A 23132-nucleotide genomic window follows, 5' to 3' on the forward strand; every position below is an offset into this window, starting at 1 on the left:
CGCATTGTTAATTGCTTATTGTTTACTGTTAATTGTTTAAAGGTTTGTACCAAACAAATCTAACTACTCAATACTTTGTACTTAATACTACAATAACTGACGACTGTTCACTTTTTACTGAACACTGTTTTCTGAAACGCATTGTTAATTGCTTATTGTTTACTGTTAATTGTTTAAAGGTTTGTATCAAACAAATCTAACTACTCACTACTTAATACTTTGTACTACAAAAACTTACACCACCTGTTTATTAAAAATAACCTCCAATTCTTTCTCGGGATCGTGGCAAAGGCCGGTATGTGTTTGGGAGGTTTGTATAATAGTACTCCTGGAAGCCGCCAACCAACGGAAGCGATCTGTTAGTTCCAATTCTCCAATAGCCCCCGAGGAAGGTGCTCCTTCACATATTAATTTCCAAGCCCCTAAATACTCATTCAGATAATCCAAATCCAAATCAGCAGAAAAAACCGCTAATTTCTTTGGATCAATATGAAACTTTACACCTAAAAATTTTTTCGATTTAGAAAAAAGCAACACTCCTACATTAAAGAATTCCCCACGTTCTACCTTGGGGACAATTCTAATAATGGCATATTCATATTTTACTCTATCTTGCATCTTCAGCTTCTTTTACCAATGAATTAATCATTGAAAGTTTAGCATTCATATACTCCATATATGCTGCTCTCATTTCGTTGGGAGTCATAGTGTCCGATTCGCTGGTTAACCATTCCTCTGGGATTAACGCAATTACCTCAGCCAGTTTGTCTTGATTTAGTTTAACTTTAATTTCCTCTGCGGCCTCTGTTAAATTATGGGCCCGCTCTAAAAGCACATGGTCTTTTACTAGGGGAAAAGTCCGGGAAAGATGATTTTTCCAATTTTCCCAGTTATGGTGAAAATAAAAACTAGCACCGTTATCTATTACCCACAATTCCTTATTCCAGTTTAATAGATTGGTATTTTTTGCTGTACGGTCAATATTACTAATAATACTATCTAGGAGGACCACCTTGGAGGCGGTCATAGAATCTACGGTGGAAACTAAAGGATCATAGGAAATTGCACTAGACAAAAAATGCAATCCCAGATTAAGGCCTACACTAAATTTTAGTAAATCCTGAATTTCTTCGTCCGGTTCCGTTTTACTAAAGGTGTCATCTAAATTCATAAACACCAATTCTGGTACTTTTAGTCCGATAGCCCGTGCAAATTCCCCACCGATTAGTTCAGAAATCAACGCTTTTTTCCCTTGTCCGGCGCCCCTAAATTTTAAGACATAAAGAAATTCATCATCGGCCTTAACGATAGCAGGTAAGGAGCCTCCTTCCCGTAGTGGTTTTATATACTGAACCACATTTACCGTTCTAATATCAATCTTATTCATGACGGCTAATATAGAAAAAGTAAACGACCTAAAATTCAAATTGTACGCCGACTGTACTAATAAATTACTAAGTAAATGAAGGTGTGATTATGTTCTTTGTTCCACGGCTTAAAAGCGCGTGGCAATTCACGCGTGGCAATTCACGCGTGGCAATTCACACTTGGTAATTCACCCGTGGCACTTCACACGCGGCTATTCACGCGTGGTAATTCACCATTAAGATTTTAAATCATCACTCTATGGTTAATACTTAGTCGAAAACAGATGGGAATAGATTTCCTGATCCGCCAAGGACCAATTGGAAAATCAGTATTTCTACCTTTTGCTTAGATGAAGTCATCCGAACCCTTTTTAGGGAGGTTCACCTACCGGGGTAGGTTTACATGGCGGAGGCATGCGTAGTCGAAGGGTGCTAAAAATGGAAGCATAAGATTTTTAAAACCCAACTATAAACCAATTCATTTCCCGTGTAAACTTCCTTGATTTATATAATAGTTAAAGCATTTATTACAAAGTGTTTGCAACCTACAAATTCGTATATTACACCTGCTATAGGAACAATAAACTCATGAAATACTCCACGCTCCAACTACTATTCCTTATATTATTATACTCTCCCATATCCAATGCTCAAGAAAAGCTCATTACTATTACCGGAAAGGTGGTAGAAGAAACAGGCGGACAACCTATTGCCTTTGCTACGGTAATGGTTGCGGATGTTGATACTAAAAAGCCGATATCAGGAACTACCACAGCAGATGATGGTAGTTTTGAGTTAAAGACCGACGCCAATAATTTTTATATAGAGGTTAGCTTTCTGGGGTTTCAAAATCAATCTTTTGCCAAACCTATCAGTAGCACACCCATCATAGATTTAGGGACTGTAGCTCTAAAAGAAAATGCGGAACAACTGCGGGAGGTAGTAGTACAAGGGGAAATATCCCGGACCGAATTTAAATTAGATAAGCGTGTTTTTAATGTGGGGAAAGACCTGAGTACTACAGGGGCCAGTGCCCTGGAAGTGCTGAACAATGTGCCTTCGGTAAATGTAAATATAGAAGGTCAGGTGAGTTTACGTGGGAGTCAGGGTGTACAAATTCTAATCAACGGGAAACCCTCCATTATCGCTAGTGAGCAAGGGAATGCCTTGGGGACTATTACTGCCGATATGATAGATAGAATAGAGGTAATTACCAATCCGTCTGCAAAGTATGATGCAGAGGGGACTTCAGGGATTATTAATATTGTTATTAAAAAGGAGGAGCGGAAGGGGCTAAATGGTTCTATTTCTGTAAATACAGGTGCTCCCAATACGCATAGCGTTGGAGTAAGCCTAAACAGGCGTACCGAGAAATTTAACCTTTTTAGTCAGCTAGGAGTCGGAATTCGGGAATTACCCAATGATATAGAGACCAGAAATGTAGATCTGGTGAATAATCAGACAATCCGTAGTAGTGGGATAGAATACCGAAACGAAACCTATTATAATATAGTTTTGGGAACGGATTATCATATTAATGAAACCAATGTACTTACCCTATCAGGAAATTTTGCCATGGAAATAGAGGAGCAACCTTCTTCCACAACCTTTGCGGCCATTAATTCTGGGGGAGAGGCTAGTGCGGAATGGGAACGAAATGAGGTTACTGATGCTAAAAACCCCAAGTTGCAATATGAGTTGCAGTATAAAAAAGATTTTAAAGGGGATGAGGAGCATACCTTGCTGTTTAGTGCCTTGGGAAACTTTTTCGGTAAAGACCAGTCGTCCGAATTTATAAATACTACTATTTCTGGAGATAATAATGATGCCACCCAGCAAACGCGAACGGATTTTAAGGAAGCGGTATTCACCTATAAATTGGATTATACCAATCCCTTTACAGAGCAATGGACCTTGGAAACCGGGGCGCAATATGTGCTGAATGATGTGAGCAATGATTATGAGGTGAATAACCTAGTTGATGGAGCGTTTGAAAACGATCCAGGGCTGACAAATATTTTTGAATACAATCAGAAAGTATTGGGACTCTATTGTACTGGCTCTTATGAAGGGGAGAAATGGGGGATAAAAGCAGGGATACGATTAGAGCATACCAATCTGAGCACTTTATTGGCTACTTCGGGGGAAGCTAATGATCAGGATTATACCAATTTTTTCCCTAGTGTACATACCTCCTATAAGTTTAGCGATAGGATATCCTTACAAGCGGGATATTCCAAACGTATCTACAGGCCTAGGCTATGGGATTTAAATCCCTTTTTTAATATTCGGAACAATTTTAGCATCCGGCAAGGGAATCCTGATCTCTTACCGGAATTTACAGATTCTTATGAGATCACTAGTATTTATATTTTAGGGAAGACCTCTTTAAACCTTGGTGTCTATAGAAGGTATACTACCGATGTTATAGAGCGTGTGTCTACCTTCCAAAATAATGTAAGTACGTATAGACCAGAAAACATTGGAACCAATCAATCTAATGGGATCGAGTTTAACACCAAGTATAGTCCCGTAAAATGGTTTACCCTTACGGGGGATTTTAATTATAGTCAGTTTAAACGGGAAGGAATTTTTGATACTACGGTATTCGATTTTAGCGGGGACCAATGGTCGGCCAAATTAATGACCAAATATAAATTACCGTTGGATATTGACCTGGAGATAACGGGTAATTATCAATCGAGTTACCAAACCGTTCAGAGTACTATTAGCGATAACTTGTATATGGACTTAGGACTTAGGAAAAGTTTATTTAAAGGCAAGGCGGTCCTCAGCTTGAGTGTAAGGGATTTGTTTGAATCGAGAATTGATGAGAGTCAGATTGCTCAGGCGGATTTTGAAATTTATAATACACGACAAAGAGGCCGATTTGTATCCTTCGGCTTCAGTTACGGTTTTGGGAAAGGCGAAGCCATGGAATACTCTGGCCAAAGAAGACGGTAATACAACAATAGCTTTAAGAGAAATGGAGCGGTATTTTTAAAGGCAATACTAAGCTGAAATCCAATGCAGTAAGCATGTTGTTTTGTGTTACTGATCCTCAAAAGGACCGATTAAATAATCAGGATTTCTACATTTAATTATAATGAAATCATCCGGACCCTTTTTATGGAGGTTTACCTACCGGAGGTATGTTTACCTCCCGAAGGGAGGCGTAGTCGAAGGGGCACAACCCCAGCTGAACCACATTCTATAGTTTACTACTGCAGTTAGATGTAGTCGTAGGGAAAAAATCCCATCCGTGACTTTGGCCTAATCAAAATGAAAAAATCATGCAAACTTAACATCAACACAAAAAAAATTCATCAATTATTATTGAACCTTACCCTCTAGAATTCTTTCCGAAAACGATTACAAAAACCATATCGTACTTTGTACTTACTCTTCCTCTAAGGATGTGAAAGGCCTTGGTGATTTGTGCTTCCACCGTTTTTATAGAAACATTGAGGTATTTAGAAATTTCTGTATTGGTAAGTCCCTCTTGCTTACTGAGGATAAAGACTTGTTGACATTTAGGGGGTAGGCGTTTTATTTCCTTAAATATTTCTTTGGTGATGTGTTCATAGGAAGAGTCGTCTTGAACAAGCACCGCCTTCTCTAAACTATTATAATACTTTTGCTCCAATACCCTATTGGATCTTTTCTTCTTGTACTGGTTTATAAATTCATTGTAAACAGCTCGGTACAAAAAGTTATTTAAAGAGGTATGTATATCTAGCTTTTTTCGCTTTTCCCAAGTCTTTATAAATACGTTTTGTACAATGTCCTGAGACTGTGCATGGTCGCGAGTTAGGCTAAGAGCATATCCGTACAGTCTTTGGCTATATAAGTCTATTAAGGAGTCATAAGCAGTTTCTTCTCCAATTTTAAGCCGATGAACAAGAAAATTATTGTCATCATTTTTCATGTTAAATAATTGGTTTAATAAAAGTGGTTGGTGTTATTAGCTGTGAATATAAAAAATAATTGGATAAAAAGTTAGGGTAATCTGATTTTGCATTGTCTATACCTAAAAAGACTAACTATGCTCCGGCCAGAGGTAGAACAGTTAATTGTTAAATTTTTATTGAACACCGCTACTGCAGCGGAGCTTGATGAACTTTCAGATTGGATCCTATTAGAAGGGAATCAAGAGGTATTTGATGCCTATGTACAATCGCATCTTGAAATTATTACCGCCCTGAATCGCCCAAATATTGGTAGCATAAAAAAGAAGCTAGCTCATAAAATAAAAAGAGATAAAAAGAAGCGTTTTTTTAAAAGCATTACCCAATATGCCGCAATAGCATTGTTACTTCTCTCGCTTGGGTACCTGATACAGTTAAAATTTTTTGCAAAACCTGATGCTAATAACCTTCAGAACAAACAGAACCAAATTACCATTACCCTGAGTAACGGAGCAGTGGAAACGCTAACTGCACTAGAAGAAAATACGGTTATGGAGGTTGATGGAAGTATAATAGGAGCACTAGAGAATTCTAAATTAGTATATACTGGTACGGCAAATACCGAAGACTTGGTGTACAATACTTTACAAATTCCCTATGGCAAACAGTTTCAGCTAGTGCTTTCTGATGGGACTCAGGTATTTTTAAATTCGGGTACGTCTTTAAAGTATCCCGTTGCCTTTGTAAAAGGAAAAGAGCGTACCGTTTACTTAACAGGGGAAGCTTATTTTGATGTTATGGAGGATAAAGAACATCCTTTTGTTGTCCACGCTAATGAAATGGAAATAGAAGTATTGGGAACGGAATTCAACGTTTCCCATTACCCAGAAAATGATCACATACAAACCGTTTTAATAGAGGGGGCCGTAGCGCTTCAAATTAATGGAGATGCAACTTCCGAAATAGCTACTACAAGATTGGAACCCGGTACTAAGGGAGAATGGTATAAAAAGGAGAGTGAAATATCGGTAGAAAAAGTAGATACAAGAATCTATACCGCATGGAAACATGGTAGGTTAGTATTTAGAAATACAGCATTTAGTAAAATCCGTCAGGCTTTAGAGCGACATTATAATGTGGCTATTACCAATAATAATCAAGAATTAGACGAGCAAGTGTTCGATGCCACTTTTGATATTGAGACCATAGACCAGGTGCTAGAATCGTTTAGTAAAAGCTATACCATTGATTATAGTATAGAAAATAACGAAGTAAGAATTCAATAATTGTTTAACCCTAAACCCTATCCGAATGAAATAAACTATTTAACCTATTAGTAATCAGATTGTTTTGAAAACCTAAATTGGATTGTTAGAGTACTACATCCAATTTCACAAAAATAATTTAACCGAATAAAAACCAGTTAACACTTCTAGATTATGAAAAACCATTTTAAACTTAAGGGTGCTTTGCGCCACCCTTTTAAACGAAGCCTGAAAATGCGACTCACCTTTTTGCTGACCATCGTTTCTTTATTTCAGCTTCAGGCAAACACCTATCCACAGAACAAGGAAATCTCCTTGGACCTGGCCAATGCAACTGTAGAAACGGTAATCCAGGAAATTGAAGCCGTTTCGGAATTTAAGTTTCTATTGAATAGGAAGGATGTAGACCTCAATAGAAAAGTTTCTATAAAAGCAAATAAAGAAAAAATTGCTACTATTTTATCGGAACTTTTTAATAATACCGATGTAGCTTATCAGGTATTGAACAAACAGATTATCTTGAGCAGGTTGGAACAAAAGGCCCTTCCCAAGAGTACTGCTGGTAAAAATGATGCTACCATCAAACCCCTGCAATTTACCGTTTCTGGAACCATTTCCGATCAAACTAATATGCCCCTACCTGGAGCTAATATTGTAGAGAAAGGAACCGTTAATGGGGTTACCGCTGATTTTGATGGGAACTTCTCCTTGGAAGTAGCTAGTGAAAATGCCGTTTTGGTGATTTCCTATATCGGCTTTGCTACCAAAGAGGTTGCCGTAAACGGACAAACTACCATTAATGTACAATTGGAAGAAAGTGCTTCCGGATTAGATGAGGTGGTGATTGTAGGTTACGGAACCCAGTCCAGAAAAAAAATTACTGGGGCAATTAGTACCATTCCTACCGAACAACTTGCTCAGCGTCCCGTTACCAATACCGCAAATGCTTTGCAGGGGGAGGTTCCTGGACTTACCATTTTTAACTCGGGTGGAGCACCAGGGGTAGAAGATGTTAAAATCCGAATTAGAGGGGTAGGTACTCTTAACAATGCCAATCCGCTAGTTCTAGTAGATGGTATTGAGCAGGCACTAGGTACTGTTGAGCCACAGAATATAGAGTCTATTTCCGTATTAAAAGATGCTGCTTCTGCCGCTATTTACGGATCTAGGGCAGCTAACGGGGTTATTCTAGTAACTACAAAACGTGGTGCTTCTACCGGGACTACCATGTCTTACAATACTTTAATAGGGGTGCAGCACCCTAGTTTTTTTCCAGAAAAACCGAGTGATGAGGCCTGGATGAGATTAGAAAATGATGCACAGGTAAATGCCGGTGGTTCTCCTACTTTTTCTGAGGAGTATATCTCTAATGTGGTTGCAGGAACAAATCCGTTAGAATTTCCATGGGCAAATTGGGAAGAGGGAATCTTTAGAAATGGAGCCCTGATGAATCAACATGGTTTTTCTATATCTAGCGGTGGCGAGATAGGGAAAATTTTTACCTCCTTAAACTATAGCGATACCGATGGTATTATTAAAAACTTCAATAATAAAAGGACTAGCGTAGTAGTGAATGCAGATTTATATGCAAATGATAAGCTTACTTTTAAAGTTGGACTTACCTACCGTAACGGGAACTTCTCTGGACCGGGGCATGCTATAAATTCCTCTGGTATTGCAGGACAACAGATTGTACAGGCACTTTTGCATATGAACAGAAATGTGGTGATGGAGTATCCAGATGGTACCTACGACCTAATTTCCGGACAATGGAATGCCGCGGCTATGGCCAATGAAGGGGAAACTGAAAGAATTTCTAATGATGTAGTAGCACAAGGAGGCTTTGATTATAAGTTTTCGGATGCGCTTACCCTAAAAGGAAACGTAACCTTTAAAAACAATCACCAAGGGACTTCTACCTTTATGAATAGCCTAGCAGGGATGAAAAACTATGTAACTGGTGAGCCTGTTACCGTATCTGGGTGGTTTGCTACTAATAGCTTAACAGAAAGGAATATTGCTGAAAGAGAATTGAGTCAGCGGTTATTTCTAGATTATGAGAAAACATTTGGTAATCATGACCTTGGGGCTCTTATAGGGTACGAGGAGATTCACAACAAGCTTAAAAACGTAGCCGCTAAAAGAGAAGGTTTCTTTAATAATGACCTTCGTGATTTAAGCGCTGGTGGGGTAGATAACCAGAGTATAAGCGGATATAGGGAAGAGTGGAGACTTCGTTCCTTTTTTGGGCGAGTAAATTATTCCTTTGACGATCGGTTTTTACTACAAGCGAATTTAAGGATAGATGGTTCTTCTAGATTTGGAGACGGTAACAGATATGGGTATTTCCCTTCTGTTTCTGGAGGTTGGAATATTTCTAATGAGTCTTTTATGGAAAACCTTTCTGACGGTTCTGTTCTAAGTGATCTTAAATTAAGAGCATCTTGGGGACAATTGGGGAACCAGAATATTGGACTTCATAAGTTTAGAAATACCTATAACCTAAATCAAGGGTATCAGTTTGGTGGGAATGTAGTTTCTGGATCTGCTATTACTCAGGCAGGGAATTCTAATATCACCTGGGAAACCACTACCATTACCAACTTTGGTCTAGATGCTTCTTTTATGAATAATAGACTTTCTTTTGTAGGAGAGTATTTTAGAAAATATACTGATGATATTCTACTGCAATTGCCTATCTCTAGTACCATTGGAGTAGGAGCACCAGTACAAAACGCAGCAGCGGTTTCCAATAATGGATATGAGCTTAGTTTAACCTACCACAGTCCGTTTAAAGATGATGATGGATTTAACTATACCGTTGGGGTTAATTTCTCTGATGTAATTAATAAGATTGAAGACTTAAAGGGAGCCGGACCTTATTTTAACGATGCCTTTACCGTATGGCAAGAGGGATATTCTATTAACGCACTTAGAGGATTAGATTCTCCAGGACTTTATCGTACGCAGGCCGACTTAGATAAGTACCCTGCAAAATTGAGTTCTAATGCAGGAATTGGTAGTATCATATACAAAGATGTAAATGGCGACGGTGTTATTTCTCAATCTTTAGCTCCAGGAGGAGATCAGGTTATAATTGGAAATGAAGATCCGCGATACGAGTTCGGTTTAAGATTCAATGCCTCTTATAAAGGTTTTGACTTCTCCATGTTCTGGCAGGGCGTATTAAAGCAATACCATACACTTGATGGTGCATTGGTAGAAGGACCTGCTTATCAGAATTTTATTCCTAAGGAAATGGCAGATAATGCTTTCGATCCTGTTAAAAATCCTAATGGAACATGGCCAATGGTAATCGCTGGTGGAAACTGGAATATCGTTAAATCGAGCTTCTGGTTGGTAGATACAAAATATGCTAGGCTAAAGAATTTCCAAGTGGGATATACTTTAGAGCAGGACGTGTTTTCTAACCTTAGGATGTATGTATCAGGAGAAAACTTGGTAACCTTTACACCACAGAATCTTTTTGATCCTGAAACCCCTAGAGGTAGGAGTCAGTTCTTTCCACAAACAAAGACTATAAGCGTAGGTTTAAACATCGTATTTTAAAAAAGACAAAATCATGAAAAGAAATAATAATATAAAAGGTTTATTATTCTTCGCTACCGTTGCCTTGTTTTTGGGATGTAGTGAAGGGTTTGATGAAGGTTTAGATATACAACCGACTGGGGCAGTTTCCGAAACTACCTACTGGTCTACTGTTAGAGATGCAGAATTAGCCGTAAATGCTGTATATGCCGAGTTGGATGGTACGCAAATGGTTATGGCACTAGATGGTATCACCGATCTGGGATATCACAAGTACTCTAACGTTCCTACTTTTAATGATGTCCGTTTTGGAGAAATAGATCCTTCCAATGGTACTATTACTGGTATTTGGAACCGCTACTATAGAGGGGTGAGAAAATCCAATGATGTTATTCAGAATATTGTAAAATTAGAGAATGCAGATCCAGAGGAGATTGCTAGACTAACTGCGGAGGCTAAATTTCTTAGAGCCTATTACTATACGCAACTTTCTAGTCTATGGTGTAATGTGCCTTTAATTACTGAGGTTATCGATATCAATGATCAACGTCCTACAAATTCTAGGGAAGAGATTGTCACCTTTGTAATAAATGAGCTGAACGACATTATAAACTCTAATGCGCTGCCATTGACTTATTCTGCGGATGATACCGGAAGGGTTACCCACGGGGCAGCTTTAACCTTATTGGCAAGAGTAGCGATCCGTAACGGTAATTATGAGCTTGCTCGTGATGCTTCCAAAAAAGTAATGGATTTGGGTATTTATAGTCTTTACAACAATTATGAAAAGTTGTTTCAGGTAGAAGGACAAAATTCCTCTGAGGTAATTTTTGATAGGCAATTCGCCGTTGGTGGAGATACCTATAATGCCTTTGGTTATTCTGCAGCTTCCTTAGGTGGTAGTTCTGGAGTAGAGCCTATGCACGGTCTTTTTGAAAAGTACGAATATACCGGCCCTGTGAATCCAGATAATCCATTTGAGAATAAAGATCCAAGGTGGAATTATATCGCTTATTATACTGGTCAGCCTATAGGAAACAATAATACCTATAACTCCTGGCCAGATAGTCCTACTCCTGATAAGATTAGTAGTACGGAGTTTTCTACCGTTCACGGTTATAATTTAAAGAAGTGGGTAGATTATGAGTCTTTTGCTGCTAACTCTAACCTAGGAGATATTAATATGATATTGATGCGCTATGCTGATGTATTGCTGATGTATGCCGAGTCTAAAATAGAATTAAATGACATAGATGCTTCGGTTTACAAGGCAATTAATGATATTAGACAGCGACCTACGGTAGGAATGCCAGCGATTACCCCAGGAAAGACGCAGGCAGAATTAAGAGAAATGGTTAGAGACGAAAGAGCAAGAGAATTGGCTTTTGAAGGCTTGCGTTTATTTGATATTAACCGTTGGAAGATAGGTGAAGTAAAAGCCGGATTGGTTCAAGGTATGTACTACAAGGATGCTGGGCAATGGAAGATATTAGACTATGGAAGGATAGCGAGCTTTAATGCTGGTAGGGATTATTGCTGGCCTGTACCTCAAGCAGAAATGGATATTAATGATGTAATTACCCAAAATCCAGGGTATGTTAAGTAGAAATTATGTTTAAAAAAGAGAATAGTTCATCAGAAGGTTCAGATAGAAGAGCCTTTATAAAAAAGGCAGGGGCCGCTACACTTTTTAGTGCAGCGACCCTAAATGCCGGTTTTGCAAATCCTTTCCTTGCACAGGATAAGGTGTTGAAGGTAGGATTGGTAGGCTGCGGAGGTAGAGGTACCGGTGCGGCCGTACAAGCACTTAATGCTGACCCCAATACGGTTCTGCATGCTATGGCCGATGTTTTTGAAGATCGGTTAACCACCTCCTTAGAATTGATAAACAATGAACATGGACAGCGAGCTGATGTAAAAAAAGAAAGACAGTTCGTTGGTTTTGATGCTTATCAGAAATTAATTGATTCTGGTGTAGATGTGGTGCTATTGGCCGAACCTCCTGGGTTTAGGCCAAAGCATTTTAGTGCAGCTATAGAAGCGGGTAAACATGTGTTCTATGAAAAGCCCGTTGGCGTAGATGCCCCTGGGATACGTAAATTTTTGGCAGCATCAAAATTGGCCAAAGAGAAGAACCTGTCCATAGTTTCTGGTTTGTGTTTTAGGTACGACCTGCCTAAACAGGCCTTCTTTGAAAAGGTGTTGAACGGAGAAATAGGAGATATAAAATCCATTTCCTCCACTAGAAACGGAGGGGAACTTTGGTATAAAGATCGCCAACCAGATTGGAATGATATGCAGTATAAAATGCGTAACTGGTATTATTACAATTGGTTGAGTGGCGATTTTATTGTTGAAATGTTTGTCCATAGTACCGATATGATTTCCTGGGCCATGGGCGAAAGAATGCCGTTGAGTGCCACCGGAGTAGGAGGTAGGCAGTGGCGTACGGATAAAAAATACGGTAATATTTATGACCACTTTGCTGTAGAATTCGATTATGGCGGCGGATTAAAAGGGAATATCTCTACCAGACAGCTAAGTGGAGGATCGTCTAAAAACTCTGTAGAAATTGCAGGGACATTAGGTAATGCCTTTTATCAGGGCAATAGACATGAGATTTGGGGAGAAAATGAATGGAGGTATGAAGGGGAAACCAATGATATGTACCAAAGTGAGCACGATGCCTTGTTTAAATCTATCCGTAAGGGAAGTGCTATAAACGATGGAGAAAGGGCTGCGAACAGCACGCTAATGGCAATTATTGCTAGAGATGCAGCTTATTCCGGACAGACTATTACCTGGGAGGAAGCGATGAATTCTAAGGTATCCCTAGGTCCGGAGAATGATAAATACAGTTGGGACTTAAAGTATGATGGACCTGGAATAGCAATACCAGGAGTGACCAAAATGGTGTAATTATAGTTCTCGTGAAAAAGTGGTTTGGAATTGCCCGAATCGCTTTTTTTCGAGTTTACTATATCCTTTTAAAAAAATATATGTTGTAATATATAGGACCATTGCTATATTGTAAAAAAAATATATAACCATAAGAACATGAAGAATTTTTCAATTAGAAAACAAATTGCCCATTTATCGGTGGTATTGATTGCCCTAACTGGGGTTCAAGTTAATGCCCAGGATCAGGCATTCGAATTTGAATTTGGTAGCGATAATACCTGGGAAAATATGATCTCTGGGAAATCGGGAGAAGAATCTGCTATTAAGTGGATTAATGTGAATACCGTAAAAGAGGGGTGGACCGTTGGTGAGGATGGGGTGTTGGTAAATCTAGGTCATCCTATTGGAGTGGTAAGATCAGAAAAACAGTACGAAAACTTTATTATGCATGTAGAATGGCGACATATGGAAGCTGGAGGGAACTCTGGAATCTTCGCCTGGAGTGGTGCAGATCCTAAGGGGAATTCTCCATTGCCAGATGGGGTGGAAATTCAGATGTTAGAATTAGATTGGGTAAATATAAATGCAAAAGATGGCGTTCCACAACCAATAGCCTATGTTCATGGAGAAGTTTGGGGTGTAGGTGGTGTCGTAACTAAACCAGACAATCCAAGAGGGGAGAGAAGTAAATCTATTGAGAATAGAGCTAAAGGAAAAGGAGAATGGAATACCTATGATGTTGTTTGTGTAGATGGGGTGATTAAACTTGCGGTAAACGGAAAATTTGTAAACGGAATTTCTAAGTCCACTCAAAAGAAAGGGTATTTATGTCTGGAATCTGAAGGAGCGGAAATTCACTTTAGAAATTTAAAAGTAATAGAACTCCCACCAGGAGTAACGTCTCCTGAGCAAATAGCTCCTTTGCTTAGTAACTAGTTTTTAAGGAATTGGAAGCCTGACTTTATATGGTCAGGTTTTTCTTTTCTTATGATTCTTTCTGACCAATTGAATCATTCAACAAAATATATAACCAACTACCAGCATGAAAAACACAGTAAGATTACGTCTATCCGTATTAATGCTATTGGAGTATTTTATATGGGGAGCGTGGTATGTTACCATGGGCACCTATCTAATGTCTTCCCTAGAGGTAAATGCCACACAGGTAGGGGCAGCCTATGCCAACCTTTCTATTGCCGCTATTATTTCACCTTTTTTTGTGGGATTGGTTGCTGACCGATTTTTCTCCGCCCAAAAGGTATTAGGGACACTACACTTAATGGGAGCTGCTACCTTGTATTATATAAGTACCGTTTCTCATTTTCAAGAATTTTGGTGGTTAATTTTGCTCTATACCTTGTTGTATATGCCTACCATGTCTTTGGTGAACTCCATTTCCTTTTCTCAAATGGAAGACCCCGATAAGGAATTTCCACGTATTAGGGTATTAGGAACTGTAGGGTGGATTGCAGCCGGACTTCTAATAGGGTTCATGGAATTGGAAACGTCTTATATGACTTTTCGTATTGCAGCCTATTGTTCTTTGGTATTAGGGATACTTAGCTTCTTTCTGCCAAGTACTCCACCTACGGGTAAAAGTGCAAGCATTTCCTCCATTCTAGGTTTAGATGCGCTCGTCCTATTTAAGAAAAGATCCTTTATTGTATTTTTTGTTAGCTCGATTTTAGTCTGTATTCCCTTGGCATTTTACTACAACTTTGCCAATCCCTTCCTAAATGATATGGGGATGGATAATGCTGCCGCTAAAATGACTATGGGGCAGGTTTCTGAATTGTTATTTATGTTGTTGATGCCCCTTGCTTTTAGAAGGCTGGGCATTAAAAAAATGATGCTGATAGGTATTTTTGCCTGGGTAGTGCGGTACCTTCTTTTTGCCTATGGAGATATAGGTCCTGGAATTTGGATGCTGTATTTAGGGATTATTTTACATGGAGTTTGTTATGATTTCTTTTTTGTATCGGGACAGATTTATATTGATAAGAAGTGTAAACCTTCCTTTAGAAATTCAGCCCAAGGGCTAATTACCTTTGCTACCTATGGGGTGGGGATGTTTATTGGTTCTTTTGTATCTGGAGCAGTAACCGATAATTTCCTTGTAGAAATTAAAGGGGTTTTAAGTTACCAATGGGAATCCATTTGGTTGGTTCCGGCAATAATAGCCTTGGTAGTAGGATTGCTGTTCATGTTTTTCTTCAGGGAAAATCTCGTCGGACCGCTGGTGTTAGATAATAAGGCACAAAACATTTTACCTAAAACAGATCATAAAGATTCGGATAGTTGAATGGCCAATAGTGCGTATTTTAAAAAGAAAAATAAGGGATGCCTGTTCATTCCTTTCTACCGGAGTTATGCGCAGTAAAGAGCTAACAACTGTCTTTAATTTCTATTTTTAGAAGCATGAACTTGATACTTAATAAAGATATGTATATAAGGAACCTATTATAATCTTTTAATCGGCATGAATACTTGTTAAAGAGAGTTAGTTTAGGGGATAGTATAAATTTTTAATAAACGCGAAGCAAAATCCCTAATCCACAAAGGACCGAAATATAAATGCAACGATTTGCATTTGAAGGGAGGGCCTTTTAACACATTGGTATTGGCTACGGCTGGCTCCTTTAAACCAAGGTACACCGTAACTACGTTTATCGGTGCTGTTTCTTTGGAAAGTAAAGAAATTGAAGATTCACGAAAAACCGTTAAAAAACAAATAAGAATCACTTGAGTAAATTGAATATTCACTCATAGGAAGGAAGAAAGCCGACAAGATAGTTTAATTATATTTTTGATTAACATACTTTTTACTTTTAAGAATCATGATTCTTACTAGGGTTACGGCCTATTTTAATTTTCGTTAAAAATCAAGTGCTTTTCACAGCGGGTGGAGGAAGCCGTCCAAAGAGCGTTTCACCCTAGTGAAAGCGGCCTGGACGGCGCGGCGTGGAAAGTACGTAGATTTATAGAACATTAAAATCAGCCTAGCGTTTTTTGGTTCGTTTTTTGGGCGATGCAAAAAATGAACGAACACTCAAAGCAAAGCGGATTCTCTATAGTTTAGTTAATAAGCGATTTTGTGAAATACAAAAATTCTCACGTAAAGAACACAATACCTTGGTTTTTCGGCCCTGTTGGTTTCTTTTGTTCATACGCTTGTTTATTATTATTAACGGAATTCATGAATGCCTTTTAAAAACAATTAAAAATCAATGAGCTAAATGAAAAGCAGGTAGAGTAGACAAATTGGTTTTCAAGCCCTAAAGAACCAATTATAAAATAAACAACACAATATATACCGATAAAAAAACCAACGGAATGAAACTACTACGGTGGAGTGCCTTATTAATACTGTTAACATTATCATGCATGGAAAACAAAGAATATTATACTTTGGAAGACTTTAATAGCGTATCTAAAATAGATACTCATATTCATGTCTTTACTAATCGGAACAGTTTTGTAGAACAAGCAAAGAAAGACAATTTTCGATTGCTGAATATTATGGTGGATCTTTCTAATTGGAAGGAACTCATAAAATCACAATACGATTATAGTTTTTCTCAAAAGAAAGTCCATCCAGAGCAATTTGAAGTTGTTTCCTCATTTTCTATAGAAGATTGGGATAATCCCGACTTCATAAAGAATACCATTGCTTGGTTGGATAAGAATTTTGAAGAAGGAGCAATTGGCGTTAAGGTTTGGAAGAATATTGGTATGGATTTTCGTGATAAAGAAAACCAATTAATTATGATAGATCACCCCAGGTTAGATTCAATTTTCAATCACCTGGTAAGTAAAAAGATACCCGTGCTAGGACACTTAGGAGAACCAAAAAACTGTTGGCTTCCCTTAGATGAAATGACCACTAATAACGATAGGGAATATTTTGAAGAACATCCTCAGTACCATATGTACCAACACCCAGAACTACCCTCTTATGAAGAGCAGATAGCAGCTCGGGACAGAATGTTGGAAAATCACCCTGATCTAGTCTTTATTGGAGCGCATATGGGGAGTTTGGAATGGAGTGTAGACGAATTGGCAAAAAGGCTAGATAAGTTCCCAAATATGGCAATAGATCTTGCAGCTAGAATGGGTCAGGTTTTTTATCAGACTGCAGAGGATAGGGAAAAGGTGCGCAACTTTTTTATAAAGTACCAAGATCGTGTACTTTATGCAACGGATTTAGTTGATGAAGGAAAGGATGATGCCAGTGAATTACAACAGGAGATGCATGATACCTGGCTGCGCGATTGGCGATTTTTTGTAACTGATGAGGTAATGACAAGCAACCTGATAAATGAAGAATTTAAAGGCTTAAAACTACCAAAGCGGGTGGTAGATAAGATCTACTTACATAATGCGAAGAAATGGTTTAATATGTTTCAAGGGGAATAAATATTTAAGTTTATTGTAAACATTATTTCGTATTGAATTGTACAGGCAGACTTAGTGTAGTTTTAATGATTTCCGGTTAATCAAGCAATACGGATTGGGCTAAAGCCCTTAAACGTGTATGCCCAAAAGAACCTCGGTAAAGGCGCGCAGCTATTCGTATCTAGGCATTAAATTATTATCATATTTTAATACCTTATTCCATATTTTGAATATAAACATTGAAACTAAGCATAAACACAAATGCCACGGCAAATTGACGTGGCATTTAATTTTACTCAATAATCGATATTTAAACCTGACTGTCGTCAGGCAAGTTGCTCCGAGGCTTTCTTGCCCGAATCTTACAGGCGGGCCTGCCCCGAAGTAGTTTACTGGTAAGTATAAAAAGGTTTCTTTCACACCTATAATTTAGTCTTCCAAATAACCGAATTTACCGGTATTGAAGTCGTTAAAGGCTTCTAACAATTCTTCTCTGGTATTCATTACAAAGGGGCCTTGTGCGGCAATGGGTTCATTAATGGGTTCTCCGCTTAACACCAACACTACAGCATTCTCTGTCGCTTCAATTTCAAAAGTTTCTCCGTCGTTTGCCATTAATGCCAAATGATCTGTAGGCACCTCTTCATTTCCGTTGATCACCATACTTCCTTCTATAACAAGCAAGGCAGTAGTATAATGGGCAGGAAATTGAAAATCTGCCTTTCCGCCTTTTTTTAGTTTGGCATTAAACATATGTACGGGAGTAAAGGTAGAAGCAGAACCTTTTGTGCCTTTGTATTCACCCGCGATGACTTCTATATTACCGGATTCGTTATTAAGTTCATAGCGATTGATATCTTCATATTTTATTGCCTGATATTTTGGATCACTTTTCTTATCCTTTGCAGGAAGGTTCACCCATAATTGTACCATTTGGAATTCGCCACCCTTTTTACTCCATTCCGCTTCGTGGTATTCCTTGTGTAATACCCCATTAGCGGCAGTCATCCATTGTACATCGCCTTCACCTATTGTTCCGCCGCCACCGCTACTATCGTGATGGGCAACTTTACCTTTATAAGCTATGGTTACGGTTTCAAAACCTTTGTGGGGATGCACACCAACCCCTCTAGGAGTGTCGGAAGGCGGAAAAGTATATTTGGAATTGTAGTCCAACATAATAAAGGGACTCATTCGCTCCATATCCATCCTGAATCCGCTTGGAATAAAATTATGTACCCTAAATCCATCCCCCACAAAATGGGGGTCCCTTGGACTTGCTACTAGTTCTACTGTTTTTGTTTTCATCTGTTTATTATTTTTTGACTAATTGTTAATTCCCGTCAGAGATCTGCTCTGAGGGATTACACACTATAAAATTAGCAATAAAATAGGTGTTTATCATTTCTTATAATAGGAATTCCATTTTATAGAAACAAGTAAGCAACTATACTATTATAATAATTTATCCGTTCAATAAAATCAATAATTTAGGTTCGTTAGTTCGAAAAGTTGATTTTAACCAATGTATCTGTTCAGACATATTCAGACATAAATAGTAGTAGTGGAGTCCGCAACCCACTTTAATAAACGGGGTGCAACTGAAAAACCTTACGAGTAGGATAATTAAAGAAAATAGATATGAATTGGTATTTAAAAGTTTTAAAACAGTTTGCTGACTTTAATGGTAGGGCTAGAAGAAAAGAATATTGGATGTTTGTATTATTCAATATGATTTTTGCAATGGTAGCAATAGTTCTCGATAATGTTCTGGGGATTGCAATGAAGGAGATAGGTTATGGTCCATTATATGGTTTATATGCTTTGTTTATTATTATTCCAAGTTTAGCGGTTGGAGTAAGAAGGCTTCATGATATTGGAAAAAGTGGTTGGATGATATTAATTGGCTTGATTCCATTAATTGGAGGAATTTGGTTATTGGTTCTTTTTGTGACCGAAGGAACTTCAGGAACCAATGAATATGGCCCAAACCCAAAGGAAGAGGATTATATAAACGAAGGGCGTGCAACAAGAATGGATGTATCATCTCAGTAGGAGGTAAGTACTACAAAACCAATCTTTCTTATAAATGTGATTAGGTATTTGAAGATGGTAGCTAACCATTTGTTATAGTACACAGTAGTAATTAAGGATCCTATGAATGACTAATTTATGGGATCCTTATAATTTGAGGGTATCCCTTAATTTACTACTATCGAGTCTATTTTAGCATCTGCTACAGCTTCAATTTCTTTCCAGTTTTTAGAGGCTATTAGGTCATTAAATTCTGATAAGAATACTAGCTCATCTGAAGTGAACGATTCTTTAAATTCAGTTGCTTGAGGTGAATAAAAATCTACCCACATTTTTTCTATTTCATCCTGAATATTAGCCTCTGGATTGGCCTTCATAATACTTTCTTGTAATTCTTTTGAAGCGGTTACAGTAAGTATCTCATTGAGAATTTCTCGCGGACGCTGTGAATCTATTGTTTTGTTAAGGATAACCACTCCACAATTTTCACATCTCAGTGCAGGAGTGCTTATAGTGCTGCCTAAAATTTTAATTTCTTTACCGGAATCCGATTTAAAATATAAGTTTTGATGGGATAGTCCAAATAGCATAAATCCACCAAATGTCCCGTGAATACTGACTTGTCCATTTTTTAGTTCTCCTTTACAGTAAGTACACTCTAAACTCATTTAATTATTTTAATGGTTAACCCGATTATTATTTAACAAAACTAAATCTCATCTTGTTCTGATCCGGATGTACAATTTAGGAAAAAATGAATTAGAATCTTCTGAAACTAAAATCCTTTTAAATATTGTCCTAAGCAATCTGTTCTCTAGTAGGGTTAGTCACCATCGCACCTGCTTAGGATTCCTTGGTTTTTTTATAGAAAACTGTTTTTAAATATTTGCTTTCTGGAAAAGAAATAGGATGATCATCATCGTGTAAAGTAGCATGTAAAAACTTCCATCCACTAGAAGGGATAATCCCCGCATTTTGGTGTGCTACCTCAAAGTCTTCTAAATTAATTCTACTAGAACAGGAGCCTAAGATTAAAGTACCATTTACAGCCACCAATTGTTTACCTAATTGCGCTAATCGCTGATATTGTTTTAAAGCTGTGGGTACTTCACTGGCTTGTTTGGCAAAAGAAGGTGGATCTATAATTACAATATCAAATTGCTTTTTCTGTGTAATTAATTCTTCTAAAGCGGTAAACGCATCCGCTACCAGGGGTGTCCATTTTTTGGCGTTTAGTCCATTAAGCACCAAGTTTTCTGAAGCAACATCCATTGCGGGTGCACTAATATCTATTGAAGTTAAAGACTGGGCTCCACCTTTTAATGCGTGTATGCCAAAACCACCTGCATAACTAAATACATCCAATACCTTTTTTCCTTTTGCATTTTGTTGCACCCATAACCTATTAGGTCTTTGATCTAAGAAAAAACCCGTTTTATGCCCCGATTGGGTATAGGCAAAGAACTGTACGCCATATTCTTTAAATGCAACTTTTTCATTTGGAAGTGCTTTGCCAATAACAGCTCCCTCTTCATAGGGAAACGAATTGTGCTTGAGAATTTTTCGACTAAATCGGATTACTATTGTCGCTAGGTTATATTGCCTTTTTATCTCTTCTATCAGAACTTCTGTATAAGGTTTCCATATTTCAGAGTAAATTTTTAACACTCCTACCTCAGCATATACATCCAATACTAACCCTGGAAAGCTGTCATTTTCGCCATGAATACCTCTGTAGCCAGTAACTCCTTTTTTAATTAAGTCGTTTCTTTTAGAATACGCTTCTTTAAGTTGATCTCTCCAAAAGTCAGGCGTTAGTTGTAGTCGAGTACCCCTGTAAATAATTTTGATGCGGATAATTTCTCTTGGGTCCCATAATCCAAAAGCAAAGGGCTTATTGGTCCTGTGGTCAAATAATACACACAAACTTCCAGGAATTGCAGTTCCGGCCGGACCCTTATCAATACTTTGTTCAAATACCCAAGGATGTCCTTGTTTTACAGCTCTTTCGGCTACTTTGGTTAGTTTAATGGCAATGGTTGCAGGTACTTTCATGTATTTGAATATAGAGACTGATAGTTCAGCATGTGCTCCCTCTTAATTAATTAGTGGAGCAACTTAGCTCAATTTCCTCAGATGACAAAACTACTAAAATAGAGTGGTTTATTGGTTTTTTAAAATGGATAGAATCTGAATAGAAATCTCCTAGTTTAAATACTGCTTGCTAGTACAATTCCTTCAAAAAAATTATTGCTAAAATTTGATGCAAAAAAGTAATCCACCCATACTTCATAATAACTGAATCGATTTACCTCACCTATTTTTGTTATCTCCTAAATCTAAATACTAGGTCTTGAGAAAGGGCAGTATAAGCCTAACCATATACTTTATGAACTAAGTACCGGAACACAAAACCAATAAGAAGTAATCCAACACCAGAAACTATGACGTTTATGGGAAGGGAAACAGACATAATTAGGCAACCTAAAAGACCGAAAGCAGGGATGAATTTGCCATATATCCGTTCCTTTAATGGTTGTCTTATGGCTGCTATATTAGTTATGCTATAATATAAAAGAATAGTAAAAGTAGCTGCTCTTACAATAAATTCGAATGAACCGAGGAGGGTAAATAGTAAGATGATTACACCTGTAACCATTATCCCTATATGGGGTACCTGGTAACGACTGTGTATTCGTTGAAAAATAGGGGGTAGGTCGCGCCTCCTACCCATGGCCAACATCATTCTACTTATTCCTAAAACCTGACTTAGCAATACCCCTAACATGGCGGTAGAAGCTCCTAGATTTATTATAATGCTAACTGCAGGAGTAGAAAGTGCGTTTGCAACTAGTTGTAATGGGGAAGTGCTACTTGCCATCTTTTCCGAACCTATAACCCCAATAGCTATTATAGAAATGGCTAGGAATAGTAATAAAGCCGTTACAATGGTAATAATAATTGCTTTAGGTATAGTTTTCTTGGGCTCGGATACTTCTTCTGCGAGCGTCGCGATTCTTGCGAAACCAGTAAATGCAAAAAATAGTAATGCAGCCGCTTCTGCAATTCCCGAAATTCCAAATGGGGCAAAGGGTTTAAAATTCTCCTCTTTTATTTCGGGTATTCCACTAAATGTTAGATATAAAAGGGATGTTATGGTGATGGCAACAATAGCAATATTAAGATTACCCACTTTTTTAACACCAAAATAATTGGCAGCGGTGAGCAGAATAACTGCAATGATAGATAGGTTAATAGGGGAAGTTATTGGAACTAATTGATAGAAATAACTACCAAATCCTATAGCTACAACTCCTGCAGCCGAAAGTTTGCTAATTAAAAACATCCAACCAGCAGAAAAACCAAAAACAGGATTTAATAAAATATACCCATACTCATAAGTGCCTCCGGATTGCGGATATACCGCTGCTAATTGTGCTGAACTTAAAGCATTAAAAGCAGCGATAATTCCAGCTGCCAGAAGCCCGATAATAAAAGCCGGACCCGAAACACCAACTGCGATTCCGGTTACTACAAATATACCCGCCCCTATAATTGCACCTAAACCAATGCCTACTGCATCCATTAAGGTTAAAGACCTACGAAGACCTTTATCAACAGAATTTTTCATTCCTTTTCTTTAGTAATTACTATCTATTAAAAAATTGCTACTGCTATGCATCAATTTCCAAAATGAATTATTTATCAAAAAG

Annotated in this window: 16 protein-coding genes; 9 read left to right on the forward strand and 7 right to left on the reverse strand. The window is 38.0% G+C overall.

The genetic code is table 11. From position 1 onward, the window contains the following. Positions 1 to 234: 234 nt before the first annotated feature. The gene (locus tag H344_RS0102445; RefSeq protein WP_026808831.1) at positions 235 to 618 is read right to left on the reverse strand and encodes a DUF3037 domain-containing protein; all 384 of its coding nucleotides are present in this window, start codon (positions 616 to 618) and stop codon (positions 235 to 237) included. Continuing rightward, positions 608 to 1387: a HipA family kinase gene (locus tag H344_RS0102450; RefSeq protein WP_026808832.1), complete on the reverse strand. Its 780-nt coding sequence runs from the start codon at positions 1385 to 1387 to the stop codon at positions 608 to 610. The genes H344_RS0102445 and H344_RS0102450 overlap by 11 nt, the downstream gene beginning before the upstream one ends. A gap of 568 nt (positions 1388 to 1955) precedes the next feature. Between H344_RS0102450 and H344_RS0102455 the strand changes: the two genes are divergently transcribed. Next, positions 1956 to 4331, forward strand: coding sequence for an outer membrane beta-barrel family protein (locus H344_RS0102455; protein ID WP_026808833.1), 2376 nt, complete (start codon positions 1956 to 1958; stop codon positions 4329 to 4331). Positions 4332 to 4710: 379 nt separating this feature from the next. Here H344_RS0102455 and H344_RS0102460 read toward each other — a convergent pair whose 3' ends face one another. Continuing rightward, positions 4711 to 5295 (reverse strand): RNA polymerase sigma factor, encoded by a 585-nt coding sequence (locus H344_RS0102460; protein WP_026808834.1) that lies wholly within the window; start codon positions 5293 to 5295, stop codon positions 4711 to 4713. Positions 5296 to 5412: 117 nt separating this feature from the next. On the opposite strand from H344_RS0102460, the gene H344_RS0102465 reads away from it, so the two are divergent. The 7 genes from H344_RS0102465 (at position 5413) to H344_RS0102500 (ending at position 17406) form a co-directional block, all read left to right on the forward strand. After that, the gene (locus tag H344_RS0102465; RefSeq protein ID WP_026808835.1) at positions 5413 to 6561 is read left to right on the forward strand and encodes a FecR family protein; all 1149 of its coding nucleotides are present in this window, start codon (positions 5413 to 5415) and stop codon (positions 6559 to 6561) included. Positions 6562 to 6714: 153 nt separating this feature from the next. Then, positions 6715 to 10110 (forward strand): TonB-dependent receptor, encoded by a 3396-nt coding sequence (locus H344_RS19600; protein WP_051254047.1) that lies wholly within the window; start codon positions 6715 to 6717, stop codon positions 10108 to 10110. Positions 10111 to 10123: 13 nt separating this feature from the next. Further along, positions 10124 to 11695 carry a RagB/SusD family nutrient uptake outer membrane protein gene (locus H344_RS0102475; protein ID WP_026808836.1) on the forward strand — a complete coding sequence of 524 codons (1572 nt, stop codon included), beginning with the start codon at positions 10124 to 10126 and terminating at the stop codon, positions 11693 to 11695. A 5-nt stretch (positions 11696 to 11700) separates the two neighbouring features. Continuing rightward, positions 11701 to 13008 (forward strand): Gfo/Idh/MocA family protein, encoded by a 1308-nt coding sequence (locus tag H344_RS0102480; RefSeq protein ID WP_026808837.1) that lies wholly within the window; start codon positions 11701 to 11703, stop codon positions 13006 to 13008. 138 nt (positions 13009 to 13146) lie between these two features. Further along, the gene (locus H344_RS0102485) at positions 13147 to 13926 is read left to right on the forward strand and encodes a 3-keto-disaccharide hydrolase (RefSeq protein ID WP_084148722.1); all 780 of its coding nucleotides are present in this window, start codon (positions 13147 to 13149) and stop codon (positions 13924 to 13926) included. Between the two features lie 106 nt (positions 13927 to 14032). Continuing rightward, entirely contained in the window at positions 14033 to 15292 is a 1260-nt protein-coding gene (locus H344_RS19605) for a nucleoside permease (RefSeq protein WP_051254049.1), read from the forward strand. Positions 15293 to 16374: 1082 nt separating this feature from the next. Beyond that, on the forward strand, positions 16375 to 17406 hold the full coding sequence (locus H344_RS0102500) for an amidohydrolase family protein (RefSeq protein ID WP_205667112.1): 1032 nt from the start codon (positions 16375 to 16377) through the stop codon (positions 17404 to 17406). 408 nt (positions 17407 to 17814) lie between these two features. Here the strand turns inward: H344_RS0102500 and H344_RS0102505 are convergent, their stop codons facing one another. Further along, on the reverse strand, positions 17815 to 18693 hold the full coding sequence (locus H344_RS0102505) for a pirin family protein (RefSeq protein WP_026808840.1): 879 nt from the start codon (positions 18691 to 18693) through the stop codon (positions 17815 to 17817). 333 nt (positions 18694 to 19026) lie between these two features. On the opposite strand from H344_RS0102505, the gene H344_RS19610 reads away from it, so the two are divergent. Then, positions 19027 to 19440: a DUF805 domain-containing protein gene (locus H344_RS19610; RefSeq protein ID WP_051254050.1), complete on the forward strand. Its 414-nt coding sequence runs from the start codon at positions 19027 to 19029 to the stop codon at positions 19438 to 19440. 146 nt (positions 19441 to 19586) lie between these two features. On the opposite strand, the gene H344_RS0102515 is transcribed toward H344_RS19610, so the two are convergent. From H344_RS0102515 to H344_RS0102525, 3 genes are all read right to left on the reverse strand, one after another. Beyond that, positions 19587 to 20087 (reverse strand): PF20097 family protein, encoded by a 501-nt coding sequence (locus H344_RS0102515; protein WP_026808841.1) that lies wholly within the window; start codon positions 20085 to 20087, stop codon positions 19587 to 19589. Positions 20088 to 20262: 175 nt separating this feature from the next. Continuing rightward, positions 20263 to 21474 (reverse strand): class I SAM-dependent rRNA methyltransferase, encoded by a 1212-nt coding sequence (locus H344_RS0102520; RefSeq protein WP_034256061.1) that lies wholly within the window; start codon positions 21472 to 21474, stop codon positions 20263 to 20265. A 319-nt stretch (positions 21475 to 21793) separates the two neighbouring features. Beyond that, on the reverse strand, positions 21794 to 23050 hold the full coding sequence (locus H344_RS0102525; protein WP_026808843.1) for an APC family permease: 1257 nt from the start codon (positions 23048 to 23050) through the stop codon (positions 21794 to 21796). Positions 23051 to 23132 lie beyond the last annotated feature (82 nt).

Origin of the sequence: Arenibacter latericius DSM 15913, assembly GCF_000424985.1 — a bacterium.
In the GTDB taxonomy this organism is placed as follows: domain Bacteria; phylum Bacteroidota; class Bacteroidia; order Flavobacteriales; family Flavobacteriaceae; genus Arenibacter; species Arenibacter latericius.

Excerpts from the sequence above, each read along its gene's own strand:
- H344_RS0102445 (WP_026808831.1), bottom strand. The coding sequence starts at position 618 with ATGCAAGATAGAGTAAAATATGAATATGCCATTATTAGAATTGTCCCC.
- H344_RS0102450 (WP_026808832.1), bottom strand. The coding sequence starts at position 1,387 with ATGAATAAGATTGATATTAGAACGGTAAATGTGGTTCAGTATATAAAA.
- H344_RS0102455 (WP_026808833.1), top strand. The coding sequence starts at position 1,956 with ATGAAATACTCCACGCTCCAACTACTATTCCTTATATTATTATACTCT.
- H344_RS0102460 (WP_026808834.1), bottom strand. The coding sequence starts at position 5,295 with ATGAAAAATGATGACAATAATTTTCTTGTTCATCGGCTTAAAATTGGA.
- H344_RS0102465 (WP_026808835.1), top strand. The coding sequence starts at position 5,413 with ATGCTCCGGCCAGAGGTAGAACAGTTAATTGTTAAATTTTTATTGAAC.
- H344_RS19600 (WP_051254047.1), top strand. The coding sequence starts at position 6,715 with ATGAAAAACCATTTTAAACTTAAGGGTGCTTTGCGCCACCCTTTTAAA.
- H344_RS0102475 (WP_026808836.1), top strand. The coding sequence starts at position 10,124 with ATGAAAAGAAATAATAATATAAAAGGTTTATTATTCTTCGCTACCGTT.
- H344_RS0102480 (WP_026808837.1), top strand. The coding sequence starts at position 11,701 with ATGTTTAAAAAAGAGAATAGTTCATCAGAAGGTTCAGATAGAAGAGCC.
- H344_RS0102485 (WP_084148722.1), top strand. The coding sequence starts at position 13,147 with ATGAAGAATTTTTCAATTAGAAAACAAATTGCCCATTTATCGGTGGTA.
- H344_RS19605 (WP_051254049.1), top strand. The coding sequence starts at position 14,033 with ATGAAAAACACAGTAAGATTACGTCTATCCGTATTAATGCTATTGGAG.
- H344_RS0102500 (WP_205667112.1), top strand. The coding sequence starts at position 16,375 with ATGGAAAACAAAGAATATTATACTTTGGAAGACTTTAATAGCGTATCT.
- H344_RS0102505 (WP_026808840.1), bottom strand. The coding sequence starts at position 18,693 with ATGAAAACAAAAACAGTAGAACTAGTAGCAAGTCCAAGGGACCCCCAT.
- H344_RS19610 (WP_051254050.1), top strand. The coding sequence starts at position 19,027 with ATGAATTGGTATTTAAAAGTTTTAAAACAGTTTGCTGACTTTAATGGT.
- H344_RS0102515 (WP_026808841.1), bottom strand. The coding sequence starts at position 20,087 with ATGAGTTTAGAGTGTACTTACTGTAAAGGAGAACTAAAAAATGGACAA.
- H344_RS0102520 (WP_034256061.1), bottom strand. The coding sequence starts at position 21,474 with ATGAAAGTACCTGCAACCATTGCCATTAAACTAACCAAAGTAGCCGAA.
- H344_RS0102525 (WP_026808843.1), bottom strand. The coding sequence starts at position 23,050 with ATGAAAAATTCTGTTGATAAAGGTCTTCGTAGGTCTTTAACCTTAATG.